Here is a 23,953-nt window from a genome sequence, read left to right on the forward strand (position 1 = left end):
GCAGGTCCGCGGCATCAGAGCAGCGTGCGGTGGGCCCCCATCAGGCGTTCGTGCAGCGCCAGCGCGGAGACATCGGTGAGCGAGGCGATCTGGTCGATCACCACGCGCAGGCGGGCGCCGTCGTCGTCGGCGTCCCGCCAATCGGCGGCGAAGGGCTCTTCCAGATGTTTCTCCCCGGTGGCGTGCAGCTCGCTGACCAGGTCGTGCAGGATTTCCTGCTGGTGCTCGTAGACCGGCTGGCGCAGATCCGTGGTCATCACGAACGTGGTGGCCAGCCCCTTCATCACGGCAATCTCGGTGGCGGTCGCCTGCGGTACCACCAGTTCGGCCTCGTAGCGCGTCAGCTGCTGCGGGCCGTAAATGGAGCGGGTGGCTTCCATCGCGCTGGAGCAGAAACGGCCGATCAGCTGGCTGGTCATGTCCTTCAGCGCGGCCATCGCTTTGCGGCTGCCGTCGGCTTCGCGCACCCATACCCCGGATTGCTCCAGCCGGGTGAGGGCGTCATCCACTTCCTGGGCGTCGCTGGCGGGAAGGTACCACTGCTGGGTGTAGCCGATCACGCGGCTGCGGGTGTCGGCGCTGTCCAGCCACTTGAGCTGGATCCGTCCGGCCACAATGGCGTCTTCGACGTCGTGCACAGAGTAGGAGATGTCGTCGGCCAAATCCATTACCTGGGCTTCCAGGCAGGAGCGACGCTCGGCAGCTCCTTCCCGCAGCCAATTGAACACGGGAAGGTCGTCCTCATAGGCGCCAAACTTGCTGGTGCGTTTGCCGTGGATGACCGGTGCGTCGTTGGCGGCCCACGGATACTTGCAGGCCGCGTCCAGGCTGGCCCGGGTCAAGTTCAGGCCGGCCGGAGAGCCGTCCGGGCGCAGGATCTTCGGCTCCAGCCGGGTGAGCAGCCGAAGGGTCTGGGCGTTGCCTTCGAAACCGCCGATGGCATGCGCGGCCGCGTTGAGCGCGGTCTCCCCGTTGTGCCCGAACGGAGGATGGCCCAGGTCGTGGGAGAGGCAGGCCGCGTCCACCACGTCCGGGTCGCAGCCCAGCGTCCGGCCCAGTTCGCGGCCCACTTGCGCCACTTCCAGGCTGTGGGTCAGCCGGGTCCGGACAAAATCGTCCGTATCCGGCGACACCACCTGCGTCTTGGCGCCCAGGCGGCGCAAAGCCGACGAATGAAGCACGCGGGCACGGTCCCGTTCGAACTGCGTCCGGTAGGTGCTCTTCGGTTCCTCCGCGTACCAGCGCTCTTGATCAAAGTCCGTGTATCCGGGCGTTGGCGGCGCCGGGCGACCGGTGCGCGCCTCAACCACCGGACACATCCAGTTCGGCTGCGGCGATCATCGCCTTGTGTTCGGCGTTCAGTTCCCGGCTGGCCAGCCAGCCGTCCGGCAGCGCCGGCCGCTTGGGCGAACCGGCGCGGCCCCGCGGACCCTCGGCGTCCGCGCCGGGGTAGGGCGCCTCGGCGTCCAGCTCGGCCAGCAGTTCGCGGAGCACCTCGAGCGTGGGCACCTGGGCCAGCGCGGCCCGCAATTCGCCACCGACCGCGTATCCCTTGAAGTACCAGGCCACGTGCTTCCGGATATCCCGCAGCGCCTTCCCTTCGTCCTCGAAATAGTCCACCAGCAGCTCGGCGTGCCGGTAGAAACTGTCCGCAACATCCTTCAGCCCCAGCCGGAAACGGGTGTCGGTCCCCTCAAAAGCCGCCTGCAGGTCACCGAATAGCCAGGGGCGCCCCTGGCAACCACGGCCGACGACGACACCGTCCACTCCGGTCTGCTGCACCATCCGCACCGCGTCCTCGGCGCTCCAGATGTCGCCGTTGCCCAGCACCGGGATGTCCGGCAGCGCTTCTCGCAGTTCGGCGATTGCGTTCCAGTCCGCTTGGCCCGAGTAGAACTGGCTGGCCGTGCGGCCGTGCAGGGCGACGGCGGCCACCCCGGCGTCGCGCGCGATCTTGCCGGCCTCGATGAACGTGAGGTGGTCGTCGTCGATCCCCTTGCGCATCTTGATGGTCAATGGCACGTTGCCCTTGCCGGCTTCGCGCGTCGCCGCCTGGACGATCGCGGTGAACAGCTCGGTCTTCCACGGGAGCGCGGAACCGCCGCCGCGGCGCGTGACCTTCGGAACCGGGCAGCCGAAGTTCAGGTCGATATGGTCGGCGCGGTCTTCCTGCACCAGCAGCCGGACGGCAGCACCCACCGTTTTCGGATCCACACCGTACAACTGGACGGAGCGCACGTCCTCGTCCTCGTCGTGGGAGATGATCCGCATCGACTCCCGGTTGCGTTCGACGAGCGCCCGGGAGGTCACCATTTCGGCCACGTAGAGACCGCCACCGTACTCGCGACAGAGCCGGCGGAACGCCTTGTTGGTGATGCCTGCCATGGGGGCCAGGACGACGGGTGTGTCGACGGTGATCGGGCCGAGTTTGAGCGGTGGAAGCTCAAGCTTGGCGGCCGGTTCGGATGCAGCGGTAAGTGTCACCCGTCTATTCTCTCAAAACCGGGCAAATCCGCGCGGCCGCCAGCCCGCCTGTGGATCGTCCCGCCGCTGTGGGCTGTGCCCGGCCACCGCCGGAATCCGGGGCGCTTTCACCGTTTAGGCGCGCAGCAGGCCGCCGAGGGCGCTTTCGGTGAAGTGCTCCAGCAAGTCCTGCGGGTTCCGGTACACCTCCCGGGCGCCTGCTTGGGTCAGGATCTGCGCCATGGTTCCGCCGCTCTCAAGGCCGATGCAGGGAATCCCCAGCTCGCCGGCCGCCTGGATATCCCAGACGGCGTCGCCCACAAAAACAGTGTCCTCGGCCCTTAATCCGGCCGCGTCCAGGGCCGCCTGCAGGATGTCCGGCGCCGGTTTGCTGTTGTCAGCGTCCGCCGAGCTGGTGGCGGCGGTGATCGACCCGTCGGCGTCGATCACCCGGCGCAGCACGGCCAGCTCGGCTTCTTCGGCAGAGGAGGCCAGCACGACGGCGAGTCCCTCCGCCGCCGCGCGGTCCACCAGTTCCCGGGCACCTTCAAACCGGCGCAGCGATGGCCAGTAGGTGGAGAACACGGCGCCGTGTGCGGCCTTGATCTGTTCGTCTCCGGACCGGTCGCGGCCGCCGTCAAGCAACTCCTCGACCAGGCGGCCACCGCCCATCCCGACACAGCGGTGGATGGCGGCCATCGGAACGTCTACGTCCGCCTGCCGGAAGGCCTGCCACCAGGCCAGTACGTGCAGGTAGTTCGAGTCCACCAGGGTCCCGTCGACGTCGAACAGCACGCCCTTCATGTCCGCTCCTTGCCTCGGCGGGTCAGTCGCTGACGATGGAGGTTGCCGGGCCCAGCTGCCGGGCGAGGCCGGAGTCCAGCAGCGGCTGCAGCACGGCCAGCACGGCGGTCATCGAATCGTCCACCTCCAGCTGCACCGGATGCTGGGCCACCAGCATGGCCAGCAAGGCACGCACCGCGGCCTCGGCTTCGTCGGCCGGCAGGGCGGTGTCGTAGCCCAGCAGCACGTCCGCCGGTGCGTCGGTGCGCTCGTGCGTGTAGCTGATGGCGAAGGCCTGGATGGTGCCGCCTTCAGCCTTCGGGGCGCCGCGCAGTACAACCGCGCCACCGGCTCCCGCGGACTCGCTAAGCAGCATCTGCTGTGCCCGGCCCACCGTCATGTCCGCGCGGTCCCACACGTGGACGGAATTGTAGAAGTCCGCCACTGCCCGGGTCAGCTCCACCGATCCGGTGGCCGCCTCCTCCAGTTGCGGGCCGGTTTCGCCGAGGGCCGGCAGCGGCAGCGCCCCCGGCGACACCTGCACCACGCGCGAGCTCTGGATCTGGGTCAGGCCGGCAGCCCGGGCAAACGCGGCACCGGAGGTGTCCGGCTCCACTTTGGCCCGGAGCTTCCGCACGCCCGACGGCGCCTGCTCGGCTTCGGCGCGGAGGCGCGCCAGCAGGTCGCTGGCCACTCCGGCGCCGCGGTGATCGCGGGCCACTTCTACGTAGACCCACAACCGGTCCGGGTGCAGGCTGGTCTCGTAGACCGCGCCGGCAGCTACCGCTATCCCCTGGTCCTCCGCCACGATGCACCGCGACCAGGGCTGGTCCGCGGATGGCCTGAGCATGGCACGGAAATGGCCGGCCTGGCCGGTTTCCGGATCGCCCCAAATTTCCAGCAGGGCCAGGTCATCGTCTTCGCGCCAGTCGCGGTAGGTCAGCTGGGCCATGGTTCTCCTTCAGCGGGTGCGTTCAGCGGGTGCGAGGCCCTGGAACGGGCGGTTCCTGTGACGGTAGCGGATGCTCGAGGCTCCTGTCAGGCGCCGATCAGACGGGCCGCCAGATAGCCTTCGACCTTGTCCAGCGAGACGCGTTCCTGGGCCATCGAATCGCGTTCCCGGATGGTCACGGCCTGGTCCTCAAGGGTGTCAAAGTCCACCGTGATGCAGAACGGAGTGCCGATCTCGTCCTGGCGGCGGTAGCGGCGGCCGATGGCGCCGGCGTCGTCAAAGTCGATGTTCCAGTTCTTGCGCAGCGCCGCTCCGAGTTCCTTGGCCTTGGGCGAGAGGTCCTCGTTGCGGGACAGCGGCAGCACCGCGGCCTTGACCGGGGCCAGCCGCGGATCCAGCCGCAGCACGGTGCGCTTGTCCACTCCGCCCTTGGCGTTCGGTGCCTCGTCCTCGGTGTAGGCGTCCACCAGGAACGCCATGAAGGACCGGGTCAGGCCTGCGGCCGGCTCGATCACGTACGGGGTGTAGCGCTCGTTGGTGGCCTGGTTGAAGTAGCTCAGGTCGGTGCCGGAGTGCTTGGTGTGGGTGGACAGGTCGAAGTCCGTGCGGTTGGCGATGCCTTCCAGTTCGCCCCATTCCGAGCCCTGGAAACCGAAGCGGTATTCGACGTCGGTGGTGCCCTTGGAGTAGTGGCTCAGCTTTTCCAGCGGGTGCTCGAAGAGGCGCAGGTTGTCCCGGTTGATGCCCAGGTCCACGTACCACTGCAGCCGGGCGTCGATCCAGTACTGGTGCCATTCTTCGTCCGTGCCCGGCTCCACGAAGAACTCCATCTCCATCTGCTCGAATTCGCGGGTGCGGAAGATGAAGTTGCCCGGGGTGATTTCGTTGCGGAAGCTCTTGCCGATCTGGCCGATGCCGAACGGCGGCTTCTTCCGCGAGGTGGTCAGCACGTTGTTGAAGTTCACGAAGATGCCCTGCGCGGTCTCCGGGCGCAGGTAGTGCATGCCCTCCTCGTGCGCCACCGGGCCCAGGAAGGTCTTGAGCAGGCCGGAGAATTCCTGCGGTTCGGTCCACTCGCCCTTGGTGCCGCAGTTGGCGCAGGCGATGTCCTTGAGGCCGTTTTCCGGCGCCCGGCCCTTCTTCTCCTCGTATTCTTCCTCGAGGTGGTCGGCGCGGTAGCGCTTGTGGCAGTTGAGGCATTCCACCAGCGGGTCGGAAAAGACGTCCACGTGGCCCGAGGCTTCCCAGACCTGGCGCGGCAGGATTACCGAGGAGTCCAGCCCGACCACGTCGTCGCGGCCGCGCACCATGGTCTGCCACCACTGGCGCTTGATGTTTTCCTTCAGCTCGACGCCGAGCGGCCCGTAGTCCCATGCGGAGCGGGATCCACCGTAAATCTCACCAGCCTGGAAAACGAAGCCGCGGCGCTTGGCCAGCGAGATGATCGAATCGAGGACTGATTTGGCTGCTGCCATGAGGTGGTTCTCCGTATCTCTCCAGGGCCGCTGGGTGCGGTCCGAGGGTTGTTATGGCACAGACCCGTCCGGCGGTTCCGGATGCGGATCGGCGCATAGCGAAGCTACAACGTTAGCCTACCGAAAACGCTCCCCCGAACCCGAATAAGGCGCCCGACGCAACCACGGCTCCGTCAGCCGAAGTCACGGCGCCGCCACGGCAGTGTGCCGAGCACGGCCGCCAGGAGCGTCAGCAGCGTTCCCAGCACCGTCGCCGTCGTAATGATGGTGCCCGGAGCCGGAACGGTGAGATCCAGCAGGAGCGAGCCCAGGATCTGCCCGGAAATCATGCCCAGGCCGGTTTGCAGGACGCCCAGCGAACGGACCAGCACCGCCGCGAGCGCGATGAAAACGCAACCGATCGGGCCGCCCAGGTAGTACCGCCACTCGGACGGCAGTGGATTGCCGGTGCCGGCGATCGCCACCTTAATGCCCCAGGCCGCCCAGAGCAGCGCGCCGCCCACCACGAAATTGATCAACGTGGCGGGCCACGGCGACCTGTAGTGCATGGTCTGCACGCCGTTCAGGGCCTGCTGGAAGCTTTGCAGGAAGCCCGCGGCCAGCGGCAGCATCACCGGCAGCAGCCAGGCGCCGGCCGGGCCGCCGAGCGAGAGTTTGGGCGACACCGCCCAGGCCACGGCCACCACGGTCAGCACCGCGCTGATCAGGCGGATCCCCGTTACCGGACTCCGACCGCCCGGGCCCCAGCCCAGCCGGTCCACCAGCAAACCCGAGACGGTTTGCCCGGTGACAGCCGCGACCGTGAACAGCGCGATGCCGATCAGCGCCACTGTTTCAGCCTGGCTCAGAACCAGGAATGCGCCGCTGCAGCCTGCCAGCAAGTACCAGCGCGGGAACTTCCGCTCCCGTAGCGCCGGAACCACCCGACGCAGCCCGCGGCGGGCCGCCGGCAGCAGCAGGCATAGCGCTGCCAGCAGGACCAGGCCAATGCTGAAGCTGACGACGGCGGCCGCCAGCCCGTCGTCGAGCCGGGCGCCGAGGGCACCGTTGATCCGGCCTTGGATCGGCATGCAGATACCAGCAAAAACGGCCAAGGGCAGGCCAACGGCCAGCGGAAGACGATGGTGGACAGACACACCAACTACCTTATGGCCGTGGTGCTCTCACCGCCGTGGCATCGCGTCGGTGCCGGACCGCTCCGCCGCCCCGATCCCGGACCGCTCCGCCGCCTCAGTCACGGGCTGTCCCGCCGGCCGGTTGCGCAGTCCCGCCGTCCAGCGCGGCGCCCCGATCCCGGGCTGCCCTGCCGTCCTAGCGCCGGATTGCTCCGCCGGCCGGTTTCGCAGTCCCGCCGTCCAGCGCGGCGCCGGCACCGTGGCCAGCAGCAGCGCGGCCATGGCCAGCAGCGTCCCCAGCACGGTGGCGGGAGCCAGCAGGCTTCCGGGCACGGGGAACCATGCATCCAGCGCAAGCGACCCGAGCAGTTGCCCCGCGATCATTCCGATTCCGGCCAGCAGGACGCCGAGCGAGCGCACCAGGATGTTGGCAAAGACCACGAACACGCAACCCATGGGACCGGCCAGGTAGTACCACCAGTCCGAGGGCAGCGGATTGCCCGTGCCCGCCACCGCCACCTTCACCAGCCAGGCGAGCCACAGCGCAGCGCTGCCCGCGGCGAAATTGATCAGCGTGGCCGTCAGCGGTGTGCCGTAATGCACGGTGGCGGTTCCGTTCATCGCCTGTTGGAAGCTGCGCAGGAAGCCGGCCGCCAACGGCAGCAGCACCAGCAACAGCCCGAGGCCGCCTGCCTCAACGGAGAACTTCGGCGACGCCGCCCAGGCGACAGCCACCAAGGTCAGCGCCGCGCTGGCGATGCGCCGTGCGGTGATCGCCTTCCGTCCCGCCGGTCCCAGCCCCAGCCGGTCCACCAGCAGGCCGCTGACCGAGGTGCCGGCGACGGTGGCCACAATGAACAGCGCGATGCCGATCTGCGAGACGGTCAGGCCTTGGGACAACACCATGAAGGCGCCGAGGCACCCGGCCAGCAGGTACCAGCGCGGGAAACACCGTTCGCGCAGGGCAGGGGCAATCCGGCGGATTCCGGCCCGACCGGCGGGCAGCACCAGGGACACCGTCGCCATCACCGCCAGCCCCACACTGAAACTGACGACGGCGGCGGCCAGACCGTCGTCGAGCTCCGCACCGAGCGCACCGGTAATCCGACCCTGCACCGGGATGGCCAGCCCGGTGCCGACCGCCAGCGGTAGGCTCAGGATCAGCGGCAGAGGCGAGTTACTGGACACACAGGACACCCTATGCCGGGCGCGGTCAGGCATGATGGAAGCATGGCTTCCGACGAAATGTATGACGTGCCGATCCGTGACGAAATGATCCGGCTGGGCCAGCTGCTCAAGCTGGCCAACTTGGCCGAGGACGGGATCCAGGCCAAGGAATTCGTCGAGAACGGGCTGGTGAAGGTCAACGGCGAGATCGAGACCCGCCGCGGGCGCCAGCTCCACGATGGGGACACGGTCAGCTGCAACGGCGAAACGGTGCGCGTCAGCCGCGCCTGACGGCCGTCAGACTCCTCCGGTGGTCGACCGGTCTCTACTCGGCGCTGGCGCGCCTCCATCGACCCCCGAACGCAGCGAACGCGTGGAGACCCCGGTGGTCGACCAAGAGAGCGCCAGCGAACGCGTGGAGACCCCGTGGTCAACCAAGAGAGCGCCAGCGAACGCGTGGAGACCCCGGTGGTCAACCAAGAGAGCGCCAGCGAACGCGTGGAGACCCGGTGGTCGACCAAGTACATGCTCGGCGCTGGCGCGCCTCCATCGGCCACCGGGATCGGCGCCGGCAGGACCCCACTTGGCTCCAGCAGAGGTCGGGAGGCTGGACGTAAGTCACCATTCGTTCGCTCCCACGTCTTAGCGGCGGCCCGTGACGTTTCCCCTAGTCAGCGCTATTTAAACGTTCTGAAACAAGGGAAGTTAGCCCTATACGTGGGAGCGAATCACGCGAACCCATCAGTCCGACCCCAGTCCGGCCCTGACGCCCCTCCATCGACCCTCGTTCGGCCTGACGCCTCCATGGACCCGAGGTCGACGGGTCTCTACTCGGCGCTGGCGCTCTCTTGGTCGACCACCGACCCGTCTCCCCGGTGGTCGACCAAGAGAGCGCCAACGAACGCGCGGAGACCCCGGTGGTCGACCAGGTCTCTACTCGGCGCTGGCGCGGCTCCATCGACCACCGGGATCGACCACCAGGTGAGTGTTACTGGGCGTTCAGCACCTTGTAGGTCAGGAACTCCTTCACGTGCGACAGTTCCTGGGCATTGATGCCATGGCCGATCCCGGCGTAGAGCACCTTGGTCAGCTCCACGTGCTCGTTCGCCCACTCGTGCGTGAACTCGATCTTGTCAGCGGTGATGACCGGGTCATCCTGGTCACGGCCCCAGAAGACTGGCGGCTTGATGGCTTTGACGGCCTCGTCGCGGAAGAACTCGTTGCCGTCGGCGGGCACGGCGAACCCGGAGAGCCCGACGACGGCGGCGATCTCCTCCGGCCGGTGGCGCAGCACCGACGTGGCCGCGGCCATGCCCATTGAGAAGCCAAGCACCGAAACGCTGCTGTGCTGGCCCTTGACACTGTCCAGCCAGGCCACCACGTCGCTGACGGCCTTGGTCACCTTATCCACGGAGAAGTCCGGCTCGTGCATCAGCGGGAACCAGGTGAAGCCCGGGCCCATCGCCACCGGCGCGCGGACAGCCGCCACGGTGAATTCCTCCGGCAGTCCGGGCACCAGGCCCATCAGGTCCTGCTCGTGGGATCCGTAGCCGTGGAAGAGCACCAGCAGCGGCGTGCCTGCCCGTTCCTGCTCGGGCTTGGACCAGGCAACCACGGGCTGATAAGTAGTTTCAGTCATGCCGTCCATGATCGCACAGAAACGTCATTACTTGAAAGTTTGAGTTTCTCCGGGGTGGCCGCCTTTTGGTGGGCTGGCCGTCGGCAAGCGGGCCGCCGTCGCCAAGCGGTCCGACCGTCGGCAAGCAGGCCGCCGTCGTCCACAAGCGGGCCGCCGTCATCCAGGGGCGGCCGTCGGCAACCTGACTGGCCGACGTCCAGAATCTGCCCGCCGTCCCTCGGAAGCCCGGAGCTATGCCGGAGCGCCGCTCCGCCCGATGTGTGCTGTTAGTTCGTCGATGAACCGCTCGGGGTATTCCAGGTGCGGCGAATGCCCGCAGTTTTCCAGCAGCACCTCGGTAAAGCGTCCGCCGTTGGCCGCATACTTTTCCAGCACTGCCCGGGTCTGCGAGACCATCGGCTGCAGAGGTGCCGTCTCCTCCCCCGGCCAGCCGGGCAGCACACCGGCCTTGCCCAGGCAGTTCAGGTCAAAGAACGACGCATCGGAGACGATTGCATCGCTGTCGCCGTGGATCCACAGAATGTCCGGCTTGTCCGTCAGATCCACGATGGCGCTGGTATTGAAGACTCCCGGCGCCATCGTGTTGAGCACGCCGCGGCGCCCTGGTGCGAAGCCCGGCCAGTTCTGCGACGGGACGGAATCCCCGGGATAATTGTCGGGGCCGGTCTTGGTGCTGAGCATCGATTCGATCCAGATGTCCTCGTGCGGGGATTCGAAGCCGGCATGCACGTAGGTGGAGCGGTAGACCGACAGGGGCGCGGCTGGCGCGTCGTCGCTCGTGTCGCCCGCCTCCAGCCGGGCGACGAAGTCCGGGTTGGCACCCCCTCCGCCGGTCCCGGCGTCGTCCTCGGTGAGCCTCCGCCCCTCCGGACCTGCCGTGCCGCCGAAGCCGTACGGCGAGACCGGCGCCTGCAGCGCAAGACTGAGAACCGGGTGCTCCAGCGCGTACTGCATCACCACACCACCGCCCATGCTCCAGCCGACCACGTGCGCGGGGCTCAAGTGCAGAGCCTCAAGCAGCCCATGGAGGTCGTCGGCGAAGTCACGCAACCCGCGGCTTGCGTCCACCGGGGCGGTGTCGGTCTGGCCGAATCCGCGCAGGTCCGGCGCCAGCACCCGGTACTCCGGCGGCAGCGCCTGCATGGTCTCCTGCCAGAACAGTGAGGAGGAGACGTTCCCGTGCACCAGGATCACCGGAATGCCGTCAGGCCGGTCACCGGCACGCTCCAGGACGTTCATCGTCAGCCGCTCGGTCGGCACCCGCCGCGCAGTGATTCCCGCCAGCAATTCCATCTGAGCTCCTCGAGATCCGGTCGGCCGAGATGGCCGGCTCCAGCTCACAGACTAGCCAAAGATTTTCCCGCAGGCCATGCTTTCCTGAAAGATGATTCAGGTTTTTCTACGGGCATCTCTGTGCATCCGCGGCTGCTTGTTGGCAGGATGTACCTGTGAGTAACTTGTCCCGTCCCGAAGCTCCCTCTTCCGCCGGTGCCGCCGGCCACCCCTGGAGCCGCTATGTGGCCATTGGTGATTCGTTTACCGAAGGCATCGGCGACCCTGATCCGGGCAGCCCGGGCGGCTACCGAGGTTGGGCCGATCGCGTGGCCGAGGAACTGGCCCGCGGCCACGAGGACTTCGCGTACGCCAATCTCGCCATCCGCGGCCGCCTGCTGCAGCAGATCGTCGATGAACAGATCGAACCCGCTCTGGCGCTGAAGCCCGACCTCATTTCGATCTGTGCCGGCGGCAACGACGTGATCCGCCCCCGGGCCGATCCGGATGCCCTGGCGGAGAAGATCGACCGGGCCGTCTTCCAGCTGGCTGCCTCGGGGGCCACCATTGTGCTGTTCACCGCGCCCGATGTCGGGGATACCCCGCTGATCGGCAGTGTCCGCGGCAAGGCGGCCATCTACAACGAGAACCTGCGGACGGTGGCCGCCCGCCACGACGCCATCATTGCCGACATGTGGGCGCTGCGGCAGTTGAAGGCGCCGCAGATGTGGGCACCGGACCGGTTGCATTTCTCGCCGCTCGGCCACCACACCATTGCCGCCATGGTCTTGGACGCCCTCAACGTCGAGCATTCGCTGCAGCCGGAAGCGCCCAAACCGCTCCCGCCCAAGCGCTGGCGCACCGCCCGCACGGAGGACCTGGTATGGGCCCGCCAACACCTGGTCCCCTGGGTGCTGCGGCGACTCCGGCACCAGTCCTCCGGTGACGGGATCCTGCCGAAGCGTCCGGCTGCGGATCCGTTCTTCGGCCCGGGCATGCCTCCCGGCACCGCCGGATAACGGCACCCGGCATGCAGCAGCCGGATGCCCAAGACGTCCGCCGCCACCGGTTGCGGGCCCAGCGGCTCTGGGACCGTCCCGCGGACGACGCCGAGGCCGCCTTGCGCTGGCTCCTCGCCTTCCAATCGCAGGAGTATGCCTATGCCCGCTGGTCGTTGGCGCAACGGACCGGCGGAGCGGCCCGGGACAGCGCAGCGCCCATTGACGCGGCAATCGCCACCGGAACGATCCTGCGCACGCACGTTCTGCGGCCCACCTGGCACTTCGTGCACCACAGCGATCTGCGCTGGCTGATGCTGCTCTCCGAACCCCGGCTCAAGGCAGGCAATAAGGGCCGGGACCGGCAGCTGGGACTGGACGAGACGACGGTCGCGCGCAGCAACGAACTGCTGGCCGAGACGGTTGCCGATGGCCGGCACCGCACCCGGGACGAGCTGGCTGCCCGGCTCACCGAAGCGGGGCTGCTTGAGGACGACGGGGCGAAGCTGAATGGCGCCCCGTTGCGCGGCCAGCGGCTGGGTCATTTGGTGTTTCACGCCGAAATGTCGCGGATCCTGGTCAGCGGAACGCCGCGGTCCGCGGACTCCGGCACGGTGCAGCAAACGTATGCATCCTTCGACGAGCGCGTCCCGCCGCTGGCAACGGACTTTGACCGCGACGCAGCACTGGCACAGCTCACCGCGCGGTACTTCACCAGCCGGGGACCGGCCTCGGTGAAGGACTGCTCGGACTGGTCCAAGCTGCCACAGGCCGACATCCGGCGCGGCCTGGAGGCCGGCGCGCACGAAGGACTGGAGCGGGCCGAAGCCGACGGCGTGGAACTGTGGTTCTCCCCCGCAGCCGGGGACGGCGGCGGCGCCCGCTCGGCGGCGAATGCCGGGCCCCGCGCTGACTTGATCCAGTGCTACGACGAGTACGTCATGGGCTACACGAAAACCCGCGGTTACTTGGGCGGGTCGGCCCCCGCCGCGCTGAGCAGCGCGGTGCCGCAGCATGTGCTGCTGCTGGACGGCAAAATGGCCGGGAACTGGAAACACGTCCTCAAGCCGGAACTCGCCGAACTGCGGCTCAGGCCGCTGCGCGCGTTCAGCCCTGCGGAGCACGTGGCCATAGACCGTGCCGTGGCACGCTACGCGGCGTTCCTGCGCCGACCGCTCACGCTGGAACCGGCCTGAACCGCGATCGTCAGCCGCTGGCCCCGCGGTGGAAGCGGAGCGTCAACAGCTGGAACGGGCGCAACTCGAACCTCACTGTGCGCTCCGCCGGTTGCTCCAGCCGGACACCGGCCACGTCCCGCTCCAATAAATCCGTAGCCGAAACCCGGACCCAGCCGAAACCGGCGCCGATCGTGGCCTCCGCGCGACTGCCGAAGGCCTCGTAACAGCGTAGGATCACATCGCCGCTTCGATCCTCGGCCAGTTTGACGGCCTCGATGACCACTGCCGGATTGTCCACAGTGAACAGCGGTTCCACCGGGCCGGCCCCCACGCCCTGCACGCGACGCGGCGGCAGATTGAGCCGGTACCCGGCCCGGACCGCCTCCGGAATCCCGGCACCGACCACCAAGGACGTGCGGAACGTGTGCTCGCCTTGGTCGGCCTGCGGGTCCGGGTACAGCGGCGCCCGCAGCAGCGACTGACGCACGACGGTAGCCGGCGTGGCAGTCGAATCAGTCCGCCGGATGTCGTGCCCGTAGCTGCAGTCGTTAGCGACAGCGATGCCGAAGCCGGGCTCGCCCACCTGCACCCAGCGGTGCGCGCAGGTTTCGAACCGTGCCGCGTCCCATGACGTGTTGCTGTGCGTGGGCCGGAAGACGTGGCCGAACTGGATCTCCGATGCCGCCCGGTCGGCCTGAAGGTCCAGCGGGAAGGCCAGCTTCAGTAGTTTCTGGCGCTCGTGCCAGTCGACTGTCGTCTCGAATTCCAGTGAACGGGAGCCGGCGGCCAGCCAGACCGTCTGGGTAACCTGCGAGCTGCCGAACCGGCGGCTGACTTGGAGCCCGGCGCAGGGACCCCGGAGCGGCACCGGACCGATAGGGGCATCGCCAGGGTGAGATGCTTCCGGACGGGCGTCGTCGCTGTCCGCGGTGCTGGAAAACACCTCGACGGCATGAACTTCCCGCAGTTCCTGGCAGACGGACTTGTAGTGCTCCTCCAGTTCCCAGGCGTCCCATCTGGTCGGTGTGTCGCGGAAGAGTTGCAGCAGGTTCGCCGACATGCCGCCCGGGATCACTTCCCGGCCGGTATCCACGTCCATGAGCGAGGAAATCAGGCCTTCGGAATCGATCACCACCCGCAGCAGGCCGTTGTCCAGCAACCAGCCGTCACCGTTCGGTTCAATGACCACGCTTGGCGCGGCCGGCTCGGCCGGTCCGGAGGTACTGATGGCACCCAGCGCGGGCACGCCTTCCATCGGATACGGCCCGGCATTGGCCACAGCGCTGCTGGCGCCCCGGCCCAGCAGCGCACGCAGCGAGCCATCGATCAGGCCCGCCAGTTCTGCCGCCAGTCTGGCGTAGTTGGCCTCGGCCTCGCGGTGCACCCAGGCGATCGAGGATCCGGGCAGGATGTCGTGGAACTGCTGCAGCAGCACGGTTTGCCACGCCCGCTCCAGCGCGTCGTAAGGGTAGGCCGCTGCGCCGCGCACCGCCGCCGTCGCTGCCCAGAGCTCGGCCTCGCGCAGCAGGTGCTCGCTGCGGCGGTTGCCCCGCTTGGTGCGTGACTGCGAAGTGTAGGTGCCGCGGTGGTACTCCAGGTACAGCTCCCCCGACCAGACCGGCGGCCGGTCGTACTCTTCCTCGGCGGCGCGGAAAAACCGCTCCGGGCTGGAGAGCTGCACCCGCGGCGAGCCTTCCAGGTCGGCCGTGCGGTGCGCGGCGGCGAGCATCTCGCGCGTGGGCCCGCCGCCGCCGTCGCCGTAGCCGAAAGCCAGCAGCGAGGTGTTGGCGGCCCCCTTCTCAGCGAAGTGCCGTTCGGCCCGGGCCAGATCGGCCGCGGTCAGCTCGGCGTTGTAGGTATCTGCCGGAGGGAAGTGGGTGAAAATACGGCTGCCGTCGATTCCTTCCCACCAAAAGGTGTGGTGCGGAAAGGTGTTGGTCTCGTTCCAGGACAGTTTCTGGGTCAGGAACCAGCGGGATCCGGCGGCGCGGGCAATCTGCGGCATGGCCGCGGAGTAGCCGAAGGAGTCCGGGAGCCAGACCTCCTGCGGTTCGACGCCGAACTCGGCCAGGAAGAATTTCTTCCCGGCGATGAACTGGCGGGCCAGTGCCTCTCCACCGGGCATGTTCGTGTCCGATTCGACCCACATCCCGCCGACCGGGACAAAGCGGCCGGCCCGGATCTGGTCCGCCACCCGTGCGAACAGCTCCGGCTGCGACTCTTTCAGCCAGGCATACTGCTGCGCAGAGGAGGCGGCGAAGACGAACTCCGGGTCCGACTCCTGCAGCGCGACGACGTTCGCGAAGGTCCGGGCAATCTTGCGCTTGGTCTCGCGGACCGGCCAGAGCCATGCGCTGTCAATGTGCGCGTGGCCGACTGCATGGATCCGGTGCGCGCTGTGGGCTGCGGGTGCCGAGAGCACGGGCTCCAGCACTGCCCGGCCGGCTGCCGCGGTGCCGGCGATGTCCGCGGGGTCCAGCACGCTGAGGGCGTGCTCCAGCGCGCGCAGGATCTGGGCGCGGCGCGGCTGGCCCGGATCCAGTTGGAGGATGAGCTGCTCCAGCACCGTGAAGTCCTGCAGCAGTTCCCATGCCACGACGTCGCGCAGCGCAATGTCGGCCTGGCGGAACGTGTAGCACGGGGTCTGCCCAGAGGTGGCCGGGTCTCCGAGCAGCGTGGGCTGGAAGGTGAAGTTCCCGATCAGGTCCGGGTTGGCCGCGGCCTCCAGATAAAGCTCGACGGCGGCGCCGGGCTGGGCGTCCAGCGGAACGTAGGGGTTGCGCGGCTCGATGGCCTTAATGATGCTGCCCTGCGGGGTGTAGACCAGCCCTTCTGCTTGGAAACCCGGGATCCCGGGGGTAAATCCTGGATCCAGCAGCAGTTCCGGCCGGTGCCCGGCGTCCACTGTCCATGCCGCCGGGATCTGTCCGGTGAGCCGGAACCAACTGGTGGACCAGGGCGGCCCCCAGGCGCTGCCCGTGGTGAATTCGGAGAAGCCGGCCGCTACCGCCTCGGCGAACGGGACCGGCTCGCCCGGAACATGCCAGGCCCCGAGCCGGGCCGGAACCGCTGCCGGATAGACGGCCGGTTGCAGCCGCTCGAGAATAAACCGGCTGATTCGCGCCTGGACCTGGGCCCCGTCGTCGTGCATGGCACCGCCCTCTCCGTCAGATCTGCCGCATCAGCCCTTGACCGCACCAGCCATCGCGAAGGAACCGCCGATCCCGCGCGACACCAGGATGTAGAGCAGCACCACCGGCACCGAATACAGGACCGAGTACGCCGCCAACTGCCCGTAGGCTATGGCACCATGTTGGCCGAAGAAGCTGAAGATGCTCGCTGCCGCCGGCTGCTTGGCTGACGAGAGCAGCAAGATGAAGGGCACAAAGAAGTTCCCCCAGGCCTGGATAAAGACGAAGATGAACACCACTGCAAGTCCCGGACGCATCAGCGGCACCACGATCCTGGCGAGGGCGTTCATCGCCGAGGCGCCGTCTACCCAGGCCGCCTCTTCCAGGCTGACCGGGACCGAATCCATGAAATTCTTCGTCATCCAGATGGCCATCGGCAGGGAGGATGCCGCCATGAACAGCGTGGTGGCCGCCAGCAAATCGAGGAAGTTCAGCTGCACGAACAGGCTGTAGACCGGGACCATGATCGCCGTGATCGGCAGGCACGTCCCGAACAAAACGACGTACAGGAACGGCTTGTTGAAACGCAGCTGGTACCGCGAGAGCGGATAGGCCGCGAGCACCGCCGCCAGCACGGTGACCACCGCGGTCCCGCCGGACAGCAGGAAGCTGTTGAGAAGTGGCACAAACGTCAGTTCCGGGGTGAGCACCGCCGTGTAGTTGGCCGTAGACACCTCATTGGGGATCTGTGTCTGATAGCTGGCCTCCGCATCCAGGGATGCCAGGACCAACCAGCTCAACGGCAGCAAGAAACATGCCGCAATCACCAGCAAGGAGACGTTCGCCAGCGCCGCAACGGTACTGCGCCGGCCGGAAGCCACTGACAGCGGACCTGGACGGTTCATCGGATCAGCCCTTCCTTTCGCGCAGCGCCCGGATATAGATGATGGAGAAGACCGCCCCGATCAACAGCATGACGACGGCGATTGCGGTGCCGTAGCCAACGTCGCTGTAGCGGAAGGCTTCCTCGTAGGCCATGAGCGGCAGCGTGGTGCTGGCTCCTGCCGGGCCGCCGGCCGTCATCACGTAGATCAGGGTGAAGACCGAAAGCGTCTGCAGGGTGATGAGCATCAGGTTGGTGGCAATGCTGTGCCGGATCATCGGCAGCGTGATGTACCACAACCGCTTTGACCCGCCGGCGCCGTCGATCATCGCCGCTTCGGTGATTTCCTCCGGCACATCGTTCAGCGCCGCCTGGTACACCATCATGGAGAACGCGGTTCCCCGCCAGATATTGGCCAGGATCACCGCCAGCATCGGGACCGTGAACAGCCAGTCGGTCCCGTCGATGCCGAAGAGCGCGGTGAGCTGGTTCAGGGTTCCGTCCCGGTTGAAGAAGGCATAGGCCACGAAGCCGGCCACGATTTCCGGCAACACCCAGGCCGCGACGACGCAGACCCCCACCACAGCGGAAACCGCTTTGCTGGCCTTCGTCATCAGCAGCGCGATCGCCAGGCCCAGCAGGTTCTGGCCGAGCACGGCGGAGACAAGGACGAAGATGACGGTCAGCCAGAGCGACTGCAGGAAGTCCGGGTCGCTGAGCAGCTCAGTGTAGTTTTCCAGCCCGACCCACTGCGGGTCCTTGGCCGCGACGCCGGTCAGGGCGGCATTGGTCAGGGACCCGTAGAAAGCCCACAGGATCGGGCCGGCCAGGAACACGCCCAGCAGCAGCACGGCAGGGCCGAGCGGCACCAGCCGCAGGACGCCCCTCCGCGGCGGGCGGCCCCGGCCGCGCTGCTCAGTGCCGCGACGCGTTTCGGCGTCACGGGCCACCACCTCGGCGGCTGTCACTGCCGGCTACTTCTGTACTGTGTTTTCTGCGCCGACAAGGTCGGTGACGGCGGCGTCAAACTCGGCCGCGGCCTCCGCGGGCGTCTGCTTCCCCATCATCACTGCTTCGGTGGCTTCCTGGACGGCGGTGGATATCTGCGGGTAGTCGGCTGTGGCGGGTCGGTAATTCGTCACCGAGACCAGTTCGGAAACGTCGCCCACGAATGGATTGGCGTCCAAGTAAGCGGGGTCCTTGGCCACATCGGTACGGACTGCGATCTGCGAATTGGCCACGGTGTACTGCAGCGAGTTCTCCTGGTTCATGACCTCCGTGAGGAACTCGAACGCGAGATCGGGATTCGCTGTATTGGCTCCCACCGCCAGGGTCCAACCGCCGGACATGCTGACCGCACCGGGCTCCTGGCCGTTCTGCGTGGGGAACGGGGCAACGCCCATCACGTCACCATATTCGGGCCAGTCCACCAACCCTCCCTCTTGCCAGAACGACGGCGAGTAGGAGCCTTCCACGGTTCCGCCCAGTTTGTCCTCGGGAAACAGTTGGCCGAAGACCATCTGCCATACGTTCGGGTCCAGGGCCTCGGCCGGAGTGACGGCCAGCTCCTCCTGATAGAGCGTCTGCAGGAAGGCCAGCGAGTCGATGAAGCCCTGCGAACCGACCACCCACTTGCCTTCAGCGTCGTCATAGAGCGTGTCGCCGGTACCGTAGAGCAACTGGTAGAAACTCTGCATGACGGTGCCTTCGCCGGTACCCGTGCCCGCGTAGAGGTTGAACGGGACCACGTCCGGCTGCGAGGACTTGATGGCGCGGGCCGCCTCCAGGATGGCGTTCCAGTCCTTCGGCGCCCAGGGGACGTCCACGCCGGCCTTTTGCAGGACGTTCTTGTTGTACCAAATGGCCCGAGTATCGGTGCCCAGAGGGACAGCATAGATGCTGCCATCGTCCGCCCGGCCGGCCTCTTTGGCCCCCTCATTGAAATTCGCCCAGTCGTCCCACCCGGCCAAATACTGATCGAGATTCAGGAGGTAGCCGGCATCAACGTCCGAACGGATCTTGAAGGTGTCCTCGTAAAACACGTCCGGGGCGGTGTCCGGCGATCGCTGGGATAAGGCGAGCTTGGTCGCATAGTCTTCGTCGCTGCCGGTGATGGATTCCAAGTTGACCGTCACGCCGTCGTGCGCAGCCTCAAAGTCGGCCTTCGCCTTCTTCATCACCTCATCCATCGTGGCGTTGGCCTCGGTGGTCTGGTACACAATCCGCAGTGCGGAGCTTTGGGAGGTTCCCCCTTCTCCGCCTCCGCCGCCACCGGAACAGCCGGTCAGCGCCAGCACTCCAACGGCCATCAGGGACACTTTGAATCGGTAGTCACGCAGCATGGTTCCCCCTCGTAGTGGAGGCTTCCGGGCCAGACGCCGTTGGCGTGGTCGCGAGCCTACGGGCATGCTACCGATGGGCTCCATCAAATGGATTTATTCTTTTCAACCGTGATCAAACTGCAATATTAGGCCCAGCTCATCATCGCCCATGTCCGGGTCCGATGGGCGCGCTGGCAGTAACAGCGGTCAGGACGGGGGGAAAAACGCCTGGCTGAGCTCGTCATGCAGCTGGTGGACATCGGTCAGGAAACCGTCGTGGCCCAGCGGCGTTTCGATGGTGTGCACCTTGACCGATCCCGGCAGCGCCTCGGCCAGCTGCCGCGACTGTTCCGGGAAGTAGAGGCGGTCGGAATCCACCGCCGCGATGAAGAACTCTGTCTCCTCGAGGCTGCCCAGGGATTGCTCCAGCGTGCCGCGGCCACGGGACACGTCGTGGCTGACCAGGGCCTCGGTGAGGAGGATGTAGCTGTTCGCGTCGAAGCGGGACACCAGTTTTTCCGCCTGGTAGTCCAGGTAGCTTTCGACCGCATAGCGGCCGCGGGCCGCGGGCGTGATGCCGCCAAACGGCTGTTCCTCCGCCTGCGCCGAGCGGCCGAACCGGAACTCCAGTTCCGGCTCGGAACGGTAATTGATGTGGGCGATCCGCCGGGCGATGCCCAGCCCGGCGTCCGGGGCGGGACCGCCGTAGTAGTCGCCGCCGGCAAAGTGCGGGTCCAGCCGGATAGCTGCGACCTGGGCCTGGGCAAACGCAATCTGTTCGGCCGTGCTGGCAGCCCCGCACGCCATGACTGCACAACGGGCCGTCCGGTCCGGGAACGTCGCAGCCCACTCGAGCGCACGCGCCCCGCCCATCGAGCCGCCGAGCACGGCATGCCAGCGGCGGATGCCCAGTGCATCGGCGAGCCGCGCCTCGGCCCGGACCGAGTCCCGGATGGTGACGAACGGGAACCGCGAACCCCACGGCAAGCCGTCCGGTGCCGGCGACGCCGGACCGGTGGAGCCGTAGCAGCCGCCAACCATGTTGGCGGCCACCACGAAATAGCGCTCCGTGTCGATAGTGGCACCGGGACCGACCAGGTCGTCCCACCAGCCGTCCTCATCCGAAGCACCCCGGGCCACATGCGTGCTTCCGGTCAAGGCGTGCTCGATCAGGACCGCGTTCGTCGCATCCGCATTCAGCGTGCCCCAGGTTTCAAAGCCCAGGACCACCTCGGGCAGGTAGCCGCCGGCTTCCAGTTCCAGCGCACCAACAGGCATCCTGCGCAGGATGCCATCCGTCGCCTGATCCACCAGTTCCTGCGGTTGCACGATCGTCACGCTGCGTTCTACCTGCTTGCCTAGTCGTCCGAGCCCTTGGCGGCACGGAACCCGGCCTCCAAATCGGCAATGATGTCATTGACGTTTTCGATGCCAACCGAGAGCCGGACCAGCCCGTCGGTCACGCCGGCGGAGACCCGCTCCTCGACCGAAAGCTGGGCATGGGTGGTCGACGCCGGATGGATCACCAACGAGCGCACATCGCCGAGGTTGGCCACGTGCGAATGCAATTCAAGGCCGTCCACAAAACGCTTGCCCGCCTCGATGCCGCCCTTGATCTCGAACGACACGATGGCGCCGGTCCCCTTCGGTCCGTACTTGCGGCCGCGGTCGTACCACGGGCTCGACGGCAGGCCGAGGTACGCAACGGAAGCAACGTCGTCGTGCGCTTCGAGGAACTCCGCCACCTTTTGCGCGTTGGCCACGTGGCGCTCCACGCGCAGGCTCAGCGTTTCCAAACCCTGGGCGATCAGGAAGGCGTTGAACGGAGAGATGGCCGAGCCCAGATCGCGCAGCAGCTGCACTCGGGCCTTGAGGATGTAGGCGAGGTTGGCGCCGAGCGCACTTCCCACCCCCAGGTCGCGGGCGAAGACCAGCCCGTTGTATGTCTCGTCCGGGGTGTTGAAGCCCGGGAACTTCTCCGGGTCGGCCCCGAAATCGAAAGTTCCAGCATCCACGATCACGCCGCCGATCGCCGTCCCGTGTCCGCCGAGGTACTTGGTGGCCGAGTGGAGCACGATGTCTGCGCCCCATTCGATCGGGCGGATCAGGTAGGGGGTGGCCAGCGTGTTGTCCACGATCAGCGGCACACCGTTCTCATGCGCGATACCGCTGACGCCCTCCAGGTCCAGCACGTCCTGGCGCGGATTGGAGACCACCTCGCCGAAGAACGCCTTGGTGTTCGGCCGCACGGCGTCGCGCCACTGCTGCAGGTTGTCCGGATCCTCGACGAAGGTCACTTCGATGCCGAACTTGGGCAGCGTGGTACGAAGCAAGTTGTAGGTTCCGCCGTACAGGCTGGGGCTGGCCACAATATGGTCGCCGGCCTCGGCCAGGTTCAGGATGGAGAACGTGGAAGCAGCCTGGCCGGAGCCCAGCAGCAGCGCGCCGGCACCGCCTTCCAAGCTGGCGATCCGGGCTTCGACGGCCTCGCTGGTCGGATTGCCGATCCGGGTGTAAATGGGCGCCAGTTCGGCCAGGGCGAAGCGGTCTGCGGCGCTTTGGGCACTGGGGAACACGAATGACGTGGTCTGGTAAATCGGCAGCGCCCGGGCACCGGTGGCGGCATCCGGCTCCTGGCCGACGTGGATCTGACGGGTTTCAAAAGACCAGTCTGCATTGGACATGGTGCAACTCCTTCAACGGAAGGGGTCATCCGGGATCCGGCCGTGCCGGCATGTCTATCCCGGGTGTGACCCGCGCTTGCGCACCGCCTTGTGGCGGCTGCCTGGTCTTCACCCGGGGCACCCCACCGCGGTTGGAGGGTTGCCGGCCAGCAAACCGGGGTTTCACGCTGGCACTCATGACCTGGGTACAGTCTCGGCGGAGAGCCCGGCCGGCCGCAACAATGTGACACCTTATGACCGCCGTATCGGGCCTATTGGCCTGCTTCGCCGGGCTGCCGCGTCATCCTCGGTGTCAAGGCTTGACATGGAGGAGCACGGCGAAAACTCAGTGACTTAGGTCACCCTAAGTCGAGAGAGGGTTCACAAAGTGCCAAGATATGTCCATGCGCTTCGACCACGTTTCTTATGCTGTTGAGCCCGACGGTTTGGCTGCCACCTCAGAGCGGATCTCCAAAGCCCTGGGTATCGACGCAGTCAAGGGCGGGGTGCACCCCCGCTTCGGCACCCGCAATATGATCTTCCCTCTGACTGACCACCACTACCTGGAAGTGGTGGAGGTCCTGGACCACCCCGCATCCGACAAGGCACCCTTCGGCCAGGCTGTGCGTGCCCGGTCCGAAGCCGGCGGCGGCTGGATGGGCTGGTGTGTGGAAGTGGACGACCTGACCCCGTTCGAAGAGCGACTGGGCCGCCACGCGGTACCCGGAAACCGCAAATTCCCGGATGGACAGGAACTGAGCTGGCAGCAGATCGGCATCAAGGGCCTGATCGCCGACCCGCAGGTTCCCTACATGCTGCGCTGGGATGAAGGCACCGAGGCGCTCCACCCTTCCAACGCCCGGCCGGCCACCGTCAAGCTGATCGGTCTGACCATTGCCGGTTCGTCGGACCGCGTGGCTGACTGGCTGGGCACCCCGGTGGATGACCTGCTCGACGACGTCAAGGTTGCCTGGACCGCCCCGAACGGTACACCGGGCATCATGTCGGTCCGTTTCGAAACGGCACACGGCATCGTCGAACTCTAAGGTTCCGCGGCTCGTCGGGCTACCCAGCCCCCGTTTTCGCAAGGGCTCCCGCCCTACCTCTGGCCCCCTAGGTGGCCCACGAGGTGGGCAGGGAGCCTTTTGCATGTCCACTCAGGGCAAACAGCCGGACGAAGAGACGAACCGGCGTTGAAGCCGGATTGTCTCCAGTCCTCCAGTCCGTTGCACTGCGCGTGCGTTGTCCACAAAAGTGCTGATCCGGTTTCCAGCACAGCGATTCCGCCGCAGGCTGTGGTTCATGGCGCTTGCACTCATCTACACCCGGGATTATGACAGGGCCGGGCTCGACCGGCAACTGCTGGTCCGCGAAGAAAAGTCGGGAAGGCTCACTCGTATCCGCCGTGGTGTCTACGTTCCGTCCGCCGAGTACCGCGCGCTTCCCTGGTGGGAGCAGCGCTTGGTACACCTTGATGCAGTCGTTGGAACTCGGCGCAGCGAACAAGTACTTATCCAGCAGTCGGCCGCCGCGATCTGGGGAATACCGACGATCGGACGCTCTTTTTACGTCTTGGTCTTGGCCCGCAACGGCACCCACGGCCGCGCCCGAGCGGGTGTCCGACACCATGCCCGGGTCCTCTTGGAACCAGTAGTCAGACACAACGGGTTCATGGTGACTTCGAGGGCCCAGACTGCCGTCGACATAGCCGCCTACTGCCGGTTTGAGGAGGCTATACCGGTGATGGACCACGTTTTGCGCAACGACCGAGGACGGGGTCTGCGCGCTCTGGAACCGGAACAGCTGTCACGGCTGGCAGAGCTGTTGCCCGCGGGAAGGCGCCGCCGGTTTGAACGAGTACTAAGCTTCGCTGATCCCCTCGCGTAGTCGGCAGGAGAGTCGTATTCCCGTGC

The 23,953-nt window shown here is 66.9% G+C and carries 19 protein-coding genes, 1 pseudogene and 1 riboswitch; of the genes and pseudogenes, 5 read left to right on the plus strand and 15 right to left on the minus strand.

Annotated elements, in window-relative coordinates; translation table 11 throughout:
• Positions 1-14 precede the first annotated feature (14 nt).
• The 7 genes and pseudogenes from E4J89_RS00680 to E4J89_RS00710 form a co-directional block, all read right to left on the minus strand.
• Positions 15-1,310, minus strand: coding sequence for a deoxyguanosinetriphosphate triphosphohydrolase (locus E4J89_RS00680; RefSeq protein WP_240691606.1), 1,296 nt, complete (start codon positions 1,308-1,310; stop codon positions 15-17).
• A complete protein-coding gene (dusB, locus tag E4J89_RS00685) occupies positions 1,303-2,484 on the minus strand; it encodes a tRNA dihydrouridine synthase DusB (protein WP_136784175.1) in 1,182 nt (393 codons plus the stop codon). Before dusB ends, E4J89_RS00680 begins: the two co-directional genes overlap by 8 nt.
• A 114-nt stretch (positions 2,485-2,598) precedes the next feature.
• Positions 2,599-3,267 (minus strand): HAD family hydrolase, encoded by a 669-nt coding sequence (locus E4J89_RS00690; protein ID WP_136784176.1) that lies wholly within the window; start codon positions 3,265-3,267, stop codon positions 2,599-2,601.
• 22 nt (positions 3,268-3,289) lie between these two features.
• Positions 3,290-4,198, minus strand: coding sequence for a GNAT family N-acetyltransferase (locus E4J89_RS00695; RefSeq protein ID WP_136784177.1), 909 nt, complete (start codon positions 4,196-4,198; stop codon positions 3,290-3,292).
• Positions 4,199-4,284: 86 nt separating this feature from the next.
• Positions 4,285-5,673, minus strand: coding sequence for a glycine--tRNA ligase (locus E4J89_RS00700; RefSeq protein WP_136784178.1), 1,389 nt, complete (start codon positions 5,671-5,673; stop codon positions 4,285-4,287).
• A 173-nt stretch (positions 5,674-5,846) separates the two neighbouring features.
• Positions 5,847-6,809: a DMT family transporter gene (locus tag E4J89_RS00705; protein WP_136784179.1), complete on the minus strand. Its 963-nt coding sequence runs from the start codon at positions 6,807-6,809 to the stop codon at positions 5,847-5,849.
• A 222-nt stretch (positions 6,810-7,031) separates the two neighbouring features.
• A pseudogene (locus tag E4J89_RS00710) lies at positions 7,032-8,009 on the minus strand (DMT family transporter); the annotation flags it as partial.
• A 9-nt stretch (positions 8,010-8,018) separates the two neighbouring features.
• Here E4J89_RS00710 and E4J89_RS00715 point away from each other — a divergent pair.
• A complete protein-coding gene (locus E4J89_RS00715) occupies positions 8,019-8,246 on the plus strand; it encodes an RNA-binding S4 domain-containing protein (protein ID WP_136784180.1) in 228 nt (75 codons plus the stop codon).
• A gap of 697 nt (positions 8,247-8,943) precedes the next feature.
• Here E4J89_RS00715 and E4J89_RS00720 read toward each other — a convergent pair.
• Together E4J89_RS00720 and E4J89_RS00725 are read right to left on the minus strand one after the other, a co-directional pair.
• A complete protein-coding gene (locus E4J89_RS00720) occupies positions 8,944-9,594 on the minus strand; it encodes a dienelactone hydrolase family protein (protein ID WP_136784181.1) in 651 nt (216 codons plus the stop codon).
• 231 nt (positions 9,595-9,825) lie between these two features.
• A complete protein-coding gene (locus E4J89_RS00725) occupies positions 9,826-10,887 on the minus strand; it encodes an alpha/beta hydrolase (RefSeq protein ID WP_136784182.1) in 1,062 nt (353 codons plus the stop codon).
• 155 nt (positions 10,888-11,042) lie between these two features.
• On the opposite strand from E4J89_RS00725, the gene E4J89_RS00730 reads away from it, so the two are divergent.
• Both E4J89_RS00730 and E4J89_RS00735 read left to right on the plus strand, forming a co-directional pair.
• Positions 11,043-11,885 (plus strand): SGNH/GDSL hydrolase family protein, encoded by an 843-nt coding sequence (locus tag E4J89_RS00730; RefSeq protein WP_136784183.1) that lies wholly within the window; start codon positions 11,043-11,045, stop codon positions 11,883-11,885.
• A gap of 11 nt (positions 11,886-11,896) precedes the next feature.
• Positions 11,897-13,060, plus strand: coding sequence for a winged helix DNA-binding domain-containing protein (locus E4J89_RS00735; protein WP_136784184.1), 1,164 nt, complete (start codon positions 11,897-11,899; stop codon positions 13,058-13,060).
• A gap of 10 nt (positions 13,061-13,070) precedes the next feature.
• Here E4J89_RS00735 and E4J89_RS00740 read toward each other — a convergent pair whose 3' ends face one another.
• From E4J89_RS00740 to E4J89_RS00765, 6 genes are all read right to left on the minus strand, one after another.
• Complete coding sequence (locus tag E4J89_RS00740) at positions 13,071-16,193, minus strand: glycoside hydrolase family 38 C-terminal domain-containing protein (protein ID WP_136784185.1); 3,123 nt, start codon at positions 16,191-16,193, stop codon at positions 13,071-13,073.
• Between the two features lie 30 nt (positions 16,194-16,223).
• Positions 16,224-17,078 carry a carbohydrate ABC transporter permease gene (locus E4J89_RS00745; RefSeq protein ID WP_136784186.1) on the minus strand — a complete coding sequence of 285 codons (855 nt, stop codon included), beginning with the start codon at positions 17,076-17,078 and terminating at the stop codon, positions 16,224-16,226.
• A 4-nt stretch (positions 17,079-17,082) separates the two neighbouring features.
• Positions 17,083-17,934: a sugar ABC transporter permease gene (locus tag E4J89_RS00750; RefSeq protein WP_240691647.1), complete on the minus strand. Its 852-nt coding sequence runs from the start codon at positions 17,932-17,934 to the stop codon at positions 17,083-17,085.
• Between the two features lie 96 nt (positions 17,935-18,030).
• Complete coding sequence (locus E4J89_RS00755) at positions 18,031-19,398, minus strand: extracellular solute-binding protein (RefSeq protein ID WP_136784188.1); 1,368 nt, start codon at positions 19,396-19,398, stop codon at positions 18,031-18,033.
• 186 nt (positions 19,399-19,584) lie between these two features.
• Positions 19,585-20,655, minus strand: coding sequence for a homoserine O-acetyltransferase (locus E4J89_RS00760; RefSeq protein WP_136784539.1), 1,071 nt, complete (start codon positions 20,653-20,655; stop codon positions 19,585-19,587).
• A gap of 80 nt (positions 20,656-20,735) precedes the next feature.
• A complete protein-coding gene (locus E4J89_RS00765; RefSeq protein ID WP_136784189.1) occupies positions 20,736-22,061 on the minus strand; it encodes a bifunctional o-acetylhomoserine/o-acetylserine sulfhydrylase in 1,326 nt (441 codons plus the stop codon).
• A gap of 67 nt (positions 22,062-22,128) precedes the next feature.
• Positions 22,129-22,243: riboswitch (SAM riboswitch) on the minus strand.
• Between the two features lie 201 nt (positions 22,244-22,444).
• Between E4J89_RS00765 and E4J89_RS00770 the strand changes: the two genes are divergently transcribed.
• Together E4J89_RS00770 and E4J89_RS00775 are read left to right on the plus strand one after the other, a co-directional pair.
• A complete protein-coding gene (locus E4J89_RS00770; RefSeq protein ID WP_136784190.1) occupies positions 22,445-23,086 on the plus strand; it encodes a VOC family protein in 642 nt (213 codons plus the stop codon).
• Positions 23,087-23,342: 256 nt separating this feature from the next.
• Positions 23,343-23,927: a type IV toxin-antitoxin system AbiEi family antitoxin domain-containing protein gene (locus E4J89_RS00775; protein WP_136784191.1), complete on the plus strand. Its 585-nt coding sequence runs from the start codon at positions 23,343-23,345 to the stop codon at positions 23,925-23,927.
• Positions 23,928-23,953: the final 26 nt, after the last annotated feature.

It is taken from the genome of Arthrobacter sp. CAU 1506, assembly GCF_005047635.1.
Lineage (GTDB): Bacteria > Actinomycetota > Actinomycetes > Actinomycetales > Micrococcaceae > Crystallibacter.

Excerpts from the sequence above, each read along its gene's own strand:
- E4J89_RS00725 (WP_136784182.1), bottom strand. The coding sequence starts at position 10,887 with ATGGAATTGCTGGCGGGAATCACTGCGCGGCGGGTGCCGACCGAGCGG.
- E4J89_RS00720 (WP_136784181.1), bottom strand. The coding sequence starts at position 9,594 with ATGACTGAAACTACTTATCAGCCCGTGGTTGCCTGGTCCAAGCCCGAG.
- E4J89_RS00775 (WP_136784191.1), top strand. The coding sequence starts at position 23,343 with ATGGCGCTTGCACTCATCTACACCCGGGATTATGACAGGGCCGGGCTC.
- E4J89_RS00745 (WP_136784186.1), bottom strand. The coding sequence starts at position 17,078 with ATGAACCGTCCAGGTCCGCTGTCAGTGGCTTCCGGCCGGCGCAGTACC.
- E4J89_RS00735 (WP_136784184.1), top strand. The coding sequence starts at position 11,897 with ATGCAGCAGCCGGATGCCCAAGACGTCCGCCGCCACCGGTTGCGGGCC.
- E4J89_RS00700 (WP_136784178.1), bottom strand. The coding sequence starts at position 5,673 with ATGGCAGCAGCCAAATCAGTCCTCGATTCGATCATCTCGCTGGCCAAG.
- E4J89_RS00755 (WP_136784188.1), bottom strand. The coding sequence starts at position 19,398 with ATGCTGCGTGACTACCGATTCAAAGTGTCCCTGATGGCCGTTGGAGTG.
- E4J89_RS00715 (WP_136784180.1), top strand. The coding sequence starts at position 8,019 with ATGGCTTCCGACGAAATGTATGACGTGCCGATCCGTGACGAAATGATC.
- E4J89_RS00765 (WP_136784189.1), bottom strand. The coding sequence starts at position 22,061 with ATGTCCAATGCAGACTGGTCTTTTGAAACCCGTCAGATCCACGTCGGC.
- E4J89_RS00690 (WP_136784176.1), bottom strand. The coding sequence starts at position 3,267 with ATGAAGGGCGTGCTGTTCGACGTCGACGGGACCCTGGTGGACTCGAAC.
- E4J89_RS00740 (WP_136784185.1), bottom strand. The coding sequence starts at position 16,193 with ATGCACGACGACGGGGCCCAGGTCCAGGCGCGAATCAGCCGGTTTATT.
- E4J89_RS00695 (WP_136784177.1), bottom strand. The coding sequence starts at position 4,198 with ATGGCCCAGCTGACCTACCGCGACTGGCGCGAAGACGATGACCTGGCC.
- E4J89_RS00760 (WP_136784539.1), bottom strand. The coding sequence starts at position 20,655 with ATGCCTGTTGGTGCGCTGGAACTGGAAGCCGGCGGCTACCTGCCCGAG.
- E4J89_RS00770 (WP_136784190.1), top strand. The coding sequence starts at position 22,445 with ATGCGCTTCGACCACGTTTCTTATGCTGTTGAGCCCGACGGTTTGGCT.